Genomic DNA, 12771 nt, shown 5'->3' with positions numbered 1-12771 from the left:
TAGGGAAATTCCCGGACGTTTCTAGCCATGATGAGTATTCGAGCAATATTGCTTCTTTTAACACTGGTAGGGGCTTACACGGCCCCTCAATCAGCCCTCGCGTCCAAATGCCCCTCTGGCGTCTTGAATCCTGTTACGGACGTCTCCTGGCAGTGCATCTTCCCGATTCGCATTGGCGGGCTGAGCATCGGTAAAGGCGATTCAGGAATGCCCGATCCTGGTGCTGACTCCCCTTCCGTGCTCTGCAGCTGTAATTCAGGAGCGATCAATCGATACGGCATTGGTATTTCTATGTGGGAGCCCTCACGGCTGATTGATACCGTTTCAGATCCCTACTGCATGATGCCTCTCGGATTCAAGTTGATGAACACCGGCGGGAAACTGGGCGGATCGCACATGCAGGAAGATGGTCAGTCCAAAACCTTCCAGCAGATGCATTACTACTTCTTTCCCGCATTTAGCATCTTGGGGCTGTTCTATGACATCCCCTGCATAGCAGAGCGAGAATTCGACGTAGCGATGATGACTGAACTCATCCCTACCTGGAACAACGAAATTCTCTCGCTGATGATTCACCCCGAGTCGTTGCTGTTCGCCAACCCGGTCGCTCAACTGGCGTGCGCTGCGGATTCCTCTGGCGCCTTGGTTGGAAGGCCCGTTAATTCCCTCTTCTGGTGCATGGGATCGTGGTCAGGAGCCTATCCCCTGGCCGGGTCAATAACCGGCACGGATTACGTGACGGCGAATGCCGGGATCGCAGCCCGCGGAATCTACTTCATGGCTCGGATGGGACTACTAAAAGAATCCTCCTCAGATGGCTGCTATACCGCGCCAGTTCCCATTTGGTCCAAGGACAAATACAAGCTGCAACTGATGAAGCCTGTTCGGGACGATAGCTGCCGGCCGATCGGTCAAACCGGTTTGTTGTGGAGCCATTACAAGCACCCCCCCGCAGGCGGTGACAATTTTTCATGGATGGTGTTTAGGAGGCTCAACTGCTGTGTTTCTTATTAAAAGTAACCTGGGGTTTGCCCTAACCCTCTGTCTAATGAGCCCATTAGCCTCTGCGGAATCGGATGCCATTCCCACACTTCCCGATCAGATCAACGTGCCGGAGGAATATCTGGCGATCGCGAAACAGGCCAAAGAACGGGTGATGGATTCACCGGCGATGAAGGCCCGCGTCTCCGAAGTCATGCAGGAGGTGAACAGCGACCAGTGGCAAGCCCGAAAGAATGAATTTCTCAGTCTGCTTCGGGCCGATGCTGGCCTCGATGCTGGCGATCCTGAAAACCCAGACCCTAAAGCAACTGGCTCCCGCGCCCTGCTATTCGTCTCAAGCTCCATTCCGGAAATCACCTTGCGGAATTACGCCAGGGATCTTGAAAAGGTCGGTGGTGTGATGGTGATGCGCGGCATGATCGGTGGTCTCAAGAAAACACAGCCCACCATGGAATTCATGGCCAAGGTTCTTCGCAAGAACCCGACGTGTGAGGGGCCAAAGTGCGCAATGCGAGGGCTTGATGTCGTCATCGATCCCATCCAATTCAGGAATCACAACATCACCAAAGTCCCCGCCCTGGTCGTTGAGCAGAACTTTGATTTTCAAAGTTATTGCGAGAAAGGCGCTGCAACCCCCGGAATGCAACTGCCCGTGGTTTACGGGGATTCCAGCCTACAAAGTCTCCTGAAACGCTTAACCACTATGACCGGCGGCGCACCGGCCGAATTCATTCTTGCCAAGCTGGAGAACCCAAATGCTCAATAATAAAGTGAAAAATGTCCTTCTCACTTTGCTTGTAGGGGCGCCTCTTGCCTTTGCAATTTCCTTCGTTTCAGACCACCTCAATATCACGGTCTCTGAGTCTGTCGATCACAGAATTTTTTGGGAAACCGACGCCATTGCCGGGCCAGGCGACTATGCGACATTCGAGCTTTCTCATGAATTGGCGGGCCATGAACCTGTGTTAATCAGCAAAAGGCTCATGTGCTGGGAGGGTCAAACAATAACCCAAAAGGATCTTGAGTTTTTTTGCGATGGAGAGTCTCTGGGGCGCGCCAAGACTGAAACGCTCAAAGGCGATCCTTTACCCCTATTTTCCTATTCGGGAGTAGTACCTGCCGGCAAAGCTTGGGCCTATGGATCGCATCCCGATTCTTTCGACTCACGGTATTGGGGTTTTGTGGACGTCTCCAAAACCAAGCGCCTCAAAGCGATCTTTTAAGGAGCCAACCCATGAAATTTGTACTGACACTGCTCTTGCTCGCTCTTGCTGCCTCACAGGCAAACGCCATCCAGCAGCCGAACCAGGATACTCAGATCAAGGGGTATCACTGGTATGAAGAACCGGTTAAGCCTTCTCGCGAAGAAGATCCCGATAAGAAGGAGAGGCAACCACTTCCTCCACCGCCACCGGCAGCGGAGATGATGGATATGCACCCGGATGACTTAAAAGCCATGCTCGAAAACTACCTGAAGGAAGCTGTTTGGCTTAGAACTCCGGAGAGTGTACTTGCCTATTATCGAATTCAGGATGTCGTGCGCCGCAAGGCTGCCGGATTTACGGCCGTGTCCAACATGGTCATGCTGCAAAATCCAACTCTCAGCGGTGCATCACAGTACCCGATTACTTCCCCGGGCCGAAAAGCGGAACTTCAGCAGCGCGCCAATAACCAGGCTCAATACCTAGAAAACTTCAGGGGCAAATATGCCCTAGCACTTTTCTCGACTGAAGAGTGCCCGTACTGCTCGCCTCAAAGAAACATTCTCAAGTTAGTGTCAGATCGCACCGGGCTTGAAACTACTGAAGTAAATATAAACAAAAACCCATCCGCTCAAGCGCGATTCGATGTCCAAGTGACCCCGATGGTTATTCTCATCGAGCGTAATAGCGAACGCTGGATGCCAATTGCAGTTGGGGTGGAATCAGCCACCAAAATCACCTCAAACGCATATCGCGCCATCCGCTATTTGAGAGGCGAGACATCCCCTGAGCAATTCCTCACACCCGAATATCGCCAGGGTGGATTCTTTGATCCGGGCGCGCCAAAGGGAGAATCGTTCTGATGAAAAGGCTTATCCTCCCAACCCTAATCCTTTCGCTTTCCGCGCCAGTGGCCTCCGCAAACTGGACGGATGACTGGTTTGCTTCATCCACGTCCAGTGGCGCATCAAGCTACAAGAACCAGCAACGCGGTTTCTACTCTGCAGGCTCCTATTCAGCCCGCTTCAACGTGTCCAACGACCCGCTTCTCACTATTTCGCCCCCCAGGGTATCGGCAGGGTGTGGTGGTGTTGATCTTTTTCTTGGCGGGATGTCGATGCTCGACCCGGATTACCTGGTCGATAAGCTTCAGAACATGATTCAGGCAGCTCCTGCCGTCGCTTTCGACACAGCAATGAAAGTGATGAGCAAAGAACTCTCTGAGACGATGAAAAGTTTCGAAAAAATAATCAACGACTTGAACGGAATTCAGATCAACGATTGCCAATTTGCCAAAAAGCTTGGCGAGCCCGTTGGTGATTTTATCGGGACCGCAGCCAGCAACCGTCTCAAAGCCCTGGATAGCAAGGCGGCCACCGCACTTGGGTCAGTTACAAGCTGGTATGAAACGACTGAAAATCAAGTAGCAGCCAACCAGAAGCCATCCGTCGACGTCAAGCAGCTTACTGCCGATTGTCCGACCCAATTCAACAACATCTTCAAGACTGGCTCCCTACTACAGAATGCCGCTGACGAATTCGGTTTCCAGTACGTCGATACCATGCGCGGATTCGTGGGTGATGTGATGATCAACGCAACGGCAGCCGTGAAAGCCCCCGTCATCGAACCGATTAGCTCATGTCCCAATAACGACGAATCCAGCATTGATGATTTCGTTGTCGGCAATGCCGAAAAGAAAGTCAACGGTGCGGGTGGACCTGTTTGCCAAACGGATTCAGCGACTCCAGGCGGTCTTCTGGCACTAGTGAGCAATCAGATGAATGCGATCGCCACCAAAATCGAGAACAAAACCGCTTTAAGTGCAGCAGATGAGGCGTTCCTGACCTCTTCTCCGATCCCAATCCTGCCAATTATTGTCGATTCCATTGCACTGGGAGACCAAGCAATGGCGATCGCTCTCACGGAAGAAGTCGTCGCCTATGCCTATGCGTTTTATATGGTCGATGATCTCTACAACACCATCGACAACATGATCCGCGAAATCGACGCGGTTATGAACAGCACAGGCGCCGCCGGCCCACAATGCGACAGAACAGTTTACGCCGAGGTTGCCGACCATCTAACCGGAATAAAAAAAGACGCTTACCAATTCCGAATGGCCGCGCGAACCAGTTATCTCAAAAAAACCCAAGAGCAGATGGCACACATCGCATTTACCGCTGCCCAGGCTAAGCGACAAGAAGAAGTTCTTCGGCGCAATGCAGAGGACATCACTCAATGAAGCGCACACTTCCGATAATCGCTCTGATCCTCGTGGCAGCGCTACCAAGCACAGCGTTTGCCCTGGATATGGATTTCTATACCTATGACGGCTTCACGGAAACGGTAAACGCCTTTAAACGCATTTCACTGGTATTTGCGAATAATCAGTACACCACATTATTCGCCGTGGCCGTGGTACTCGGCCTGTTACTCGGTGGTTTGTTCACAGTCGGTAAAGGCATCATTAATTTCCAACAGTCGGCCACTGGCCTCAGCCTGTCCTGGTTAATGACGACCTTAATTGGCGTGGCTGTCTTTAAAGCATTGATCACTCCAACCGGCACTGTGCATGTATATGACCCGGTCCGAAATGCCTATGAAGCTGTGCCAGACGTTCCTGATTTGATTGTTTTGGTCGCTGGTATGACCAACAAAGCGGAGCGGGCAGTTCAAGAGATTGTGGATGCCTCGGCCGCTCATCCCTACGGGACAGAGGGAATGGGTGTTGGCTTCGAGCTCCTGCTCAACGCAACGTCGGATAAAACCTTTTCCTCCGATTATTACCTCCAGAAGTCTATCCGACAGTATTTCAAAGACTGCTCAAAGCTTGCACTTGTCCTCCCCAGCTACGCAGTGGATCTTGCCGAGATTAAAAGCGGCACGGACGACTTGCTGAACCAGTTAGCCGATATGAAATCGCCTGCGATGTTCACGACCATGTATTCCTCTGGCGCGGGCAAGGCCGGCACAGTGATGAGTTGTTCAGACGCTTATGACAATGTCCTGGCGCCGGCTCTAAACGCCGCGCCAACATACGATGAGCACCTGAATTCCGTTTGTACCAAAACCGGCTTTGATATAGCCGTACCCGCACAAAAAACAGCGTGCGAAACAAAGATTCAAAACATGAATCTTAACGTGTTTGGAGCCGCAGCCGCCCCACCTGCGCAATTGCTTAGAAACGTGGTCATTAGTAATGCAATCGCCAGCGTTATGCTTGATGAAAACCCAGATGCGGGGATCCGCGCCTTAACCAACCGGTCCATGGTAAACAACGGACTTGGAATTGCTGTTAGCGCGAACGAGTGGATGCCAAAGATTAGGGCTTCAGTTACCGCCATAGTGTTGGGACTGATCCCGATTCTGGCACTTTTCATTGTGACGCCACTATTCCCCATGGCCCTGAAGCTTATCGTGGCTCTTCTCGGCTGGATAATGCTGTGGGGGGTCATGGATGTGATCTTGGCACAAATTGCGGTCGACCAGGCCTACGATGCCGTTGACGAAATTCAGCGTCACAACATGGGGCTATCCGCAATGTTCCTTGCCCCCGAAAGTGCAACCCAGGCGCTTTCTCTTTTTGGAAAAGCCCGCGGCATGGGTATCACCATTTCGGCTTTCATCGCCGCCATGCTCTTCAAGATGTCGCCCTATGGCCTGACGTCTCTGGCTGGAAATTGGTCGGGGCATGCTGACGGCGCAGGCTCTGACGCAGCAAACAAAGCTCAGTCCCCTGTAGAAAGCATGAACCATTTGAATTCGCTTGCGAGTGCTCGCGGATCCGCAAACCTCATGGCCGAGACCGGGTGGAACAATATCGCCTCTGTTTCTGAGCACAATCAAGCAGAAAGCCACTACCGAGGCCTCGAAACGATGTCTGGCATGGCAGATCTTGGCCACACCAATCCGATCACCTCAGGTAAAGCATTGGGCGCATATGGAGCCGGTGGAGTTGTGGGTGGCGTTGCTGGCGCCGTGCAATCCAACGGTGGAGATAGCTCCCCTGAAGCTCTATTCAAGCAGGGGCTAAACACCTCGAATGTAGAAAGCCAGGTGAGGCACGGGGCTGCCTCCGGCCGCAATCAGTCTGCCGCGACCTTTGGTATGTCTGTGAATGAGCAGGAAGCCATTAATACTGCACAGTCAGTTTCAATCAACACAGGCAACACTCAGCGTGTAGGCACCATGCTTGACCGTATCGCAGAGCAGCACCCTGATCTATCGAGAGGACAAATTTTTGAGGCTTATGCGACAGCCACTAATGCTGACCTGTGGGGCAAGTTGAGCGCTACTAACTGGCATCCCGGCGAGATGGTTAAGTTCTCAGAATTTTCAGCAAACATGAATCAGTCAGAGCTTCGCGGAATGATGAGTTACATGGCAGAAACGGGCCAGTCTCCATCCCAGATTTATGAGGCAGTAGGTTCCGTGCGCGCTGCTTCTGATCACGGAACTGCGCTGGCATTGGATGAAGTTACGCCACAGCAGCTTGCTGTATCTCAAGCAATTGAAACTATGAAGCGATCAGCAGATGGCCAAGCAACTTATGAACAGGGAATGATGAGACCAGGAGGTATGTATGAATACCTCTTGGACACTGGAAGACTCCATCAGTCTGCAGTCGCTTCAAACCTCACCACAATGGAATTAATGTCCGATGGAACCGGAATGTCGATGCAAGAACTTGTTCTTCGCGATCGCCTGGCTTCGGCTGGCTCGTTTTCTATGTCCAAAGAAGAAATGCAGAGCGCACATGACGAAAACGGCTGGTTCACACAGCGTCAAATCGACGCGGTTGATGATGGGGCTCGGGTAACACTTGCTCTCGACAATGAGGGGAACATCGTTCACAGCAGCGCTCTGTCCGGTAACAACGCCGCCTCTGACAACCACATTCGCAAAGATAGGAGTTACACCGAAACTGACACCACCAGAATTGAAACCGGTGGGAGGGTCGAGCTCCCCAACGCGGCGCATTGGGCTCTTAGCAAGGATCCTGCTGATACAGCCCGCCTTGCCGACCAATTCCAGAAGTTTGCCGGCGATGGCGAACAAGGCAACAAAGCAATGTTCCTGCATCAGCTTACTAGCGTGATCGATGCAGTGAACAGCTCAAACCTCTCAGAAAACGTGAGTGTGGGCGGCGCTTTCCAGGCCGGGCTTCAAACACCGTTGCAAGATCTTTCTCCTGTCCATGCCTCAGCGATGGTGAACGCTGGCATTACATACGCTGATCACGAAGACGCAAATATGAATCGCCAGGCCTTGGAGAAGCTTGCGGAATCTACTTGGAACGTCATGGAGAGCTACGAAACACAACCCGGCTCTCTCACACCAGAAAGGGACGCCGCGACAGCCGCTGCGCTGCACTTCCAAGACGGCTTCCAAAAACTTTACTCGGCGGCTGGAGAGGATGCGGATGCCCGCTACACAACACTTTCTGAACATGAAGGCAAGGAGCTACTTAACGATGGCGAGGAAGAGAAGACCCCGAATCGTAGGTCTCGCAGCAATGCTGGTCGTTAGTTCTTCGGTATTGGCGGACATAAATCAATGTTTTTCTGAGGCCGCAGGTCGCTACCAGGTCCCGGCAAAGTTATTGAAAGCAATTGCTCTTGTGGAAAGTAATAACAAAACCGATGCGATAAACGGCAACAACAGCGATGGTTCCAGAGATTATGGGTTAATGCAGATCAACTCCCAGCATTTAGAGCGGTTGCAGCCCTACCGAATAACAGCTCCTGTTCTGGTTCGCGATCCTTGCACCAATATCCATGTAGGCGCCTGGATCCTTGCCGAAAACCTCGTTACCACAAAAGGCGACCTTTGGGCCGCTGTGGGAGCCTATAACGCAGGATTCTCAACCAAACCAAAAGTTCAGCGCGCCCGCCGGCACTATGTGTCGAAGATCCGTGATGCCCTAAACCAAGTAGGAGAGTGATGCTATGGACCAGGAAAAAAACACCGAACAAACGCTTATCGAAGCATTTACTCGTCAGCAGACGGCCTTTGCCGACGCCATAATGTCAGAGACCCGGAAAGCTCGACGCAATGCGAATTTCAGGACGATTGGATTCATTCTGGTCATTGTCACTATTTTCACAATTAACATTCTTTACTCGCGAGGAATTCTTGGAGGCATAACGATCCCAAAAGGCGAATCCTATGTTTCCCTAGTAAGAATTAATGGCCCTATAGAGGCAGGAAAACCTACAGCACTTAGTGAATTAGAAAACAACCTTTACCAAGCCTTCCACGACGAAGATTCTAAGGGTGTTCTTCTAGTTATCAACTCGCCGGGTGGCACGCCCGTTCAGTCACACAAGCTTCACCAGTACCTAATGCAACTTAAAGAGGAAACTGGCAAGCGCTTGGTGGTGTTAGGTGACGACATGCTCACGAGCGGGGCTTATATGGTTGCAGTTGCTGCCGATAAGATACTAGTGAATCCGGCTACGCTCACTGGTTCGATCGGCGTCTTCCAGCAATCCTTTGGCCTTAAAAATCTTGCGGAGAAGGCTGGTGTAACAGCTAGAACTATCGTAGCTGGCGACAACAAAAGGAGGCTTGACCCTTTCACGGATGCAAAACCTGAGGACCTTCTTAAAGTTCAATCGGTGCTCGATGAAATACACCAGCAGTTCATTGCCGTTGTGCGATCATCCAGAAAAGATAAGCTGTCAGAGGCTGATGATCTTTTCAGCGGAGACTACTGGACAGGAACCGAAGCATTATCTCTTGGTTTAGTTGACGGAATATCCACTTACCATCGAGTGTTGAAAGAAGAGTTTGGCTCAGAACATGCCCTCGATTACAGCTTGAAACCAGGGCTATTCGGTAGGCTTCCGAGTGTTTCCGAATCTATCGCCGACTCAATCGTCTCTCGGATCAGTAGCGAACTGAGCAATATCAATGGTCCGCGCCTCTAGCTAACCTGTCCAGTTACAGGCTTCGCGTAGGCGAGGCCTGACGCGGCTGATCGCTTCGGTGTCGGTCCAGTGTTTATTACCACTAAAAATATTTCTCTCAATCTGACGGTATTCTTTGAACGATAACGTTTGAACAAGCTGGAAGCTTACACAGGAACACAGGCCTTGTTGTTCAATGCTAAACGAATCCAGATTGCCCTTCGTTAGATCTTCCAGACAGACTGCGTTTATCTTGGAAACGCTAGTCACCTCTTTTATTGTCTGTATGTCGTAAACGTTTTGCTCACTCCAAACGATGGGGGAGCTCAAAATCAAAGCAAGCCCGCAGCCGAAACCTACAATTCCTTTCAACATTTCAATCACCTATTTCTGAGGTCCTTCTTGTTAGAATCTTCGAGCGCAACCTGAACAACTCCCCTTAGAACATCGCCTTTAATCTCATAGATTTCTCGGGCATAAATCACAGGCCAGAGGCAAACCCCGATAAAAAGAGTACCAACCACCATAAAAGGTAAGGGCAGAATAATCTGGCGCCCCATAACTTCCCACTCGGGGGTTTGAGCTTCGAGACCACTTGGCGTTAGCCAAAAGGTCAAAATCGCTACGGCTATTACGCCTGTGGCCCTGATTACACCCCTCGTATAATGACAAAAGACGGCAAATGCGAGTGCCGCCGGAACAGCAAGAAAAACTCCCAATATGGCAGCATCTTCCATGTAAAGCTCCGGCATGATAGTCCCGTCGTAAACGAACCAAGCCCACAGCGCCATACCAAAGGTCGGCGCGATAACGCATTTCATAAAACCTAATGTGTAAAGCATGACAAGCTCCTTTTTTATAAGGACAAGTCTTTCGCCGGTCCACCTTTTTCGCGCCCCAACGCCTTGTCCACGATTTCCTTAACCTTTTGAGTAACCTTCTCCATCCTGGTTTCTTTCACCAGACCATCAGCAGCAAACATTTTCTCGACGCTCACGTTGCGACCTTCCAAGGCACTCGTTTTCTCGCCGGTACGCTCTTCAATACCTTTTGTGAGCTTGGCTCTATCGTCGGTATAAATCCGAGCATCTTCTTTAGCCCTGGACAATCCAACATAGAATGATTTCTGATTAACGAGGTTGCGCCGCCAACTTTCTGCCAATGCCATTGCGGATCTGTAGGTCTGTCCCTGGGCAGAAACAATTGTTGAGGCATAAGCATGGTCCCAATGTTTATCCTCTTTCAGGTCCAGCGAGATTCGACGCCCATCCTGAAATTTTATTATGGCCGTTGACCCATCGATCCGCTCAATTTCCCCCTTTGCACCGTTCTTAAGATCCCGGTCCTTGTCAGTCTTGGTCCACCTTATGCGATCACCCTCTGCCAAGCGCTTATCTTCTTCACGATAAACCTCGACCCCATGCTTGGCACGACCAGCAACTTTATCAGGTCGCCACTCAACTTCCTGACCGTCCTTGTTAGCAAATATTACCTTTTCGCCGTCAACACGAAGGACTTTGACCAATTCATTTCGTTCAACCCCAATGGTTTTAAAATCCCTCGCAAACTGAACTAAATCACCTTTCTGATAGCCCCGTGAACTTCCTTTTTCTACCCTTGTAAGCCCCAGACTCACCAACACCTTTAATTCGGCTTTATCTTTCCCCAGGTCGCCAGATTGTTGCAGCTTCTCTCGGATGCCCTGATTCACAACAGCCCGCGTTTCATTATCCGGAACCATCAAAAGTGTGTCTGAGCGGTCCCTGGCGGTCATACCGGCATAGTCATCAATCACTCGAGTCACCAAAGTTTCACGATTCGGGTCTTCGTGAATCCGCCCCGCGACGTTCTTCATTGCTTTAGCAACTTGACCAACCATCGCATCTTTCACTGCTTGCAGAAGAATCGGATTGTTCTTCTGCCGCTGGATTTCAGTCATCTGAGCCGTCTTCATGCCGCCTCTTACGAGCTGCGCGAACGGATTACCCCACTCAACTGAACCGATCTGCGCGTGGTCACCAACCAACGCAACTCGGGCACCTTCCTTTCGAGCGTAGGTGAGCAGATCAGCCATTTGATTAGCGTTTACCAGAGAGCCTTCATCGACAATCCAGAGCTTCTTCTGATCCAGTCCCTTTCCGCCCTTCCCTTCCTCTTCCCGCGCCAATGCGTAGAGGTGGCTGGCAAGCGTTTGACTCCGAATCCCAGAGCCTTCCATTAGCGAGTCGCTTGCAGATCCTGTTGGGGCAAAACCACGGACCGAGTATCCCTTCCCCTCTGCGACCTCGCGCACCGCAGATAGCATGTAGGTCTTACCAGTACCGGCATAACCTTGAACGCCAACGACCCTATCTTTCCCATTCAAGATGGTTGTTGCACCCTCCATCTGACCCCTGGTGAAACCCAAAGATTGTCCGTATTCCTTGACCGCTCCTTTGCCGGATATCGGCTTTAATTCATTTTGGCCAGTCTTCACCAGATCTACGATATACCGCTCTTTCTTTAGAGCTTGGGGGGTGGTGAGATACGCCTCATCCCGCGAAACCCCAGTGGCGTGAAGCAGGACTTTTTCCTGCTTCAGGCTGCGTACTGCCTGTTCTACGTCCTTAATACTGTGATTGCCTACGCCCCACGCAAGGGTCATCTTGACCAGTTCACCTTCTGAGAAAACGGCCTCACGTTCCGCCAATTTCTTATAAGCAAAAATCGCGTCGTCTTTAGCGCGGTCAGGACTGTCCCTTTCAGCACTTGGCCGCGCCTCGGGGATGGTAGGAACCGTCAAACGAGCTTCTTGAAGCTCGCTCCGCCACCGTTCCTGCAATACATCTTCTGTCGTCGACTGCTTCGAATCGCGCGTCATTAATGATGCCCTATCCATGGCTTTGGCACCCTCCAGACCCCTTTCCTTTGAGGCAGCCTCAATATCCTTTCGCCGCTTGGAATAAAGATCTCGAAGCTCCTGAGACACCTCTTGAAGCTCAAACGTGCCGTTCTTGCCGCGCTCAATTGTGTAACCGAGCTCCTGGGCTTTCATGGCAAGTTCAGATCGGTATACCTGTCCTGCAGCCACATTCGGATCGTACATTTTCCTGCTTTCGATGGATCGCCACTGACCATCATTCCTCAGCGTAGCGTTCAGTATCACGCTATGCGTATGCAATTGAGGATCCAGCGCCCTACTGGTCGTGTGCGTAAATGTCGCCGCAGCGAGGTTTTCAGTGCGTACAAACTGCGAAACCCCTTCTGAGGTATTCCGGGCTCCAACCAGCCTATCTTCTATGTAACCGACAGCCGATTTGACCGCTTCTTTATGAGCGGCCATCAGCCGCTCATCACCTCCCATCAGCGCCATAATCGAAACGGATTTAGGAGCTGAAAACGTAAAATCCCAACCTGGTTTATGTTCCAAGCCACCTTTCCCGTCCGACCGCCCCAGCGTGTCTCCAGTTGGCAACCGGCCCTCCAATGCCTGCTGAAATACCTTAATGTCCACCGGCCCTTCCAGGCCCATTAAGGCGGCACCCTTACCTACCGAGTTATGGTGATTTCTGGTGTATGGAAGCAGGTTGAAGGGGTGGCGTATCCTGTTGGTTGATCACCGCGACGATCACAACCAACAGAGGAATGATACGCCATGTCCAAGTCTAACCTGCATG

Annotated in this window: 11 protein-coding genes; 8 read left to right on the top strand and 3 right to left on the bottom strand. The window is 51.4% G+C overall.

What is annotated here, in order from left to right:
• The first annotated feature begins 27 nt into the window (after positions 1–27).
• The 8 genes from MDHKLMBL_RS19595 to MDHKLMBL_RS19560 are packed head-to-tail and all read left to right on the top strand — an operon-like array spanning position 28 to position 9136.
• Entirely contained in the window at positions 28–1014 is a 987-nt protein-coding gene (locus MDHKLMBL_RS19595) for a TraU family protein (RefSeq protein WP_199185554.1), read from the top strand.
• The gene (locus MDHKLMBL_RS19590; protein WP_158254298.1) at positions 1001–1768 is read left to right on the top strand and encodes a type-F conjugative transfer system pilin assembly protein TrbC; all 768 of its coding nucleotides are present in this window, start codon (positions 1001–1003) and stop codon (positions 1766–1768) included. The genes MDHKLMBL_RS19595 and MDHKLMBL_RS19590 overlap by 14 nt, the downstream gene beginning before the upstream one ends.
• Entirely contained in the window at positions 1758–2225 is a 468-nt protein-coding gene (locus MDHKLMBL_RS19585) for a S26 family signal peptidase (protein WP_091643655.1), read from the top strand. The genes MDHKLMBL_RS19590 and MDHKLMBL_RS19585 overlap by 11 nt, the downstream gene beginning before the upstream one ends.
• An 11-nt stretch (positions 2226–2236) precedes the next feature.
• Positions 2237–3067 carry a conjugal transfer protein TraF gene (locus tag MDHKLMBL_RS19580; protein ID WP_104272301.1) on the top strand — a complete coding sequence of 277 codons (831 nt, stop codon included), beginning with the start codon at positions 2237–2239 and terminating at the stop codon, positions 3065–3067.
• Entirely contained in the window at positions 3067–4446 is a 1380-nt protein-coding gene (locus MDHKLMBL_RS19575) for a conjugal transfer protein TraH (protein WP_104272299.1), read from the top strand. Before MDHKLMBL_RS19580 ends, MDHKLMBL_RS19575 begins: the two co-directional genes overlap by 1 nt.
• Positions 4443–7733 carry a conjugal transfer protein TraG N-terminal domain-containing protein gene (locus MDHKLMBL_RS19570; protein ID WP_104272297.1) on the top strand — a complete coding sequence of 1097 codons (3291 nt, stop codon included), beginning with the start codon at positions 4443–4445 and terminating at the stop codon, positions 7731–7733. The genes MDHKLMBL_RS19575 and MDHKLMBL_RS19570 overlap by 4 nt, the downstream gene beginning before the upstream one ends.
• On the top strand, positions 7720–8148 hold the full coding sequence (locus MDHKLMBL_RS19565; protein ID WP_158254297.1) for a lytic transglycosylase domain-containing protein: 429 nt from the start codon (positions 7720–7722) through the stop codon (positions 8146–8148). The genes MDHKLMBL_RS19570 and MDHKLMBL_RS19565 overlap by 14 nt, the downstream gene beginning before the upstream one ends.
• A gap of 4 nt (positions 8149–8152) precedes the next feature.
• Complete coding sequence (locus MDHKLMBL_RS19560; RefSeq protein ID WP_099619980.1) at positions 8153–9136, top strand: S49 family peptidase; 984 nt, start codon at positions 8153–8155, stop codon at positions 9134–9136.
• Here MDHKLMBL_RS19560 and MDHKLMBL_RS19555 read toward each other — a convergent pair whose 3' ends face one another.
• The 3 genes from MDHKLMBL_RS19555 to mobF are packed head-to-tail and all read right to left on the bottom strand — an operon-like array spanning position 9137 to position 12680.
• On the bottom strand, positions 9137–9490 hold the full coding sequence (locus MDHKLMBL_RS19555) for a hypothetical protein (RefSeq protein ID WP_146083433.1): 354 nt from the start codon (positions 9488–9490) through the stop codon (positions 9137–9139).
• A gap of 5 nt (positions 9491–9495) precedes the next feature.
• Positions 9496–9957, bottom strand: coding sequence for a hypothetical protein (locus MDHKLMBL_RS19550; protein WP_104272291.1), 462 nt, complete (start codon positions 9955–9957; stop codon positions 9496–9498).
• Between the two features lie 14 nt (positions 9958–9971).
• Positions 9972–12680, bottom strand: coding sequence for a MobF family relaxase (mobF, locus tag MDHKLMBL_RS19545; RefSeq protein WP_274540926.1), 2709 nt, complete (start codon positions 12678–12680; stop codon positions 9972–9974).
• Positions 12681–12771 lie beyond the last annotated feature (91 nt).

This window comes from Marinobacter flavimaris (assembly GCF_002933295.1).
Classification (GTDB): domain Bacteria; phylum Pseudomonadota; class Gammaproteobacteria; order Pseudomonadales; family Oleiphilaceae; genus Marinobacter; species Marinobacter flavimaris.
The sequence above is the reverse complement of the archived record's forward strand: the minus strand, read 5'-3'. Positions and strand labels throughout refer to the sequence as shown.

Excerpts from the sequence above, each read along its gene's own strand:
- MDHKLMBL_RS19580 (WP_104272301.1), top strand. The coding sequence starts at position 2,237 with ATGAAATTTGTACTGACACTGCTCTTGCTCGCTCTTGCTGCCTCACAG.
- MDHKLMBL_RS19565 (WP_158254297.1), top strand. The coding sequence starts at position 7,720 with ATGCTGGTCGTTAGTTCTTCGGTATTGGCGGACATAAATCAATGTTTT.
- MDHKLMBL_RS19570 (WP_104272297.1), top strand. The coding sequence starts at position 4,443 with ATGAAGCGCACACTTCCGATAATCGCTCTGATCCTCGTGGCAGCGCTA.
- MDHKLMBL_RS19555 (WP_146083433.1), bottom strand. The coding sequence starts at position 9,490 with ATGTTGAAAGGAATTGTAGGTTTCGGCTGCGGGCTTGCTTTGATTTTG.
- MDHKLMBL_RS19560 (WP_099619980.1), top strand. The coding sequence starts at position 8,153 with ATGGACCAGGAAAAAAACACCGAACAAACGCTTATCGAAGCATTTACT.
- MDHKLMBL_RS19550 (WP_104272291.1), bottom strand. The coding sequence starts at position 9,957 with ATGCTTTACACATTAGGTTTTATGAAATGCGTTATCGCGCCGACCTTT.
- MDHKLMBL_RS19575 (WP_104272299.1), top strand. The coding sequence starts at position 3,067 with ATGAAAAGGCTTATCCTCCCAACCCTAATCCTTTCGCTTTCCGCGCCA.
- MDHKLMBL_RS19585 (WP_091643655.1), top strand. The coding sequence starts at position 1,758 with ATGCTCAATAATAAAGTGAAAAATGTCCTTCTCACTTTGCTTGTAGGG.
- MDHKLMBL_RS19595 (WP_199185554.1), top strand. The coding sequence starts at position 28 with ATGATGAGTATTCGAGCAATATTGCTTCTTTTAACACTGGTAGGGGCT.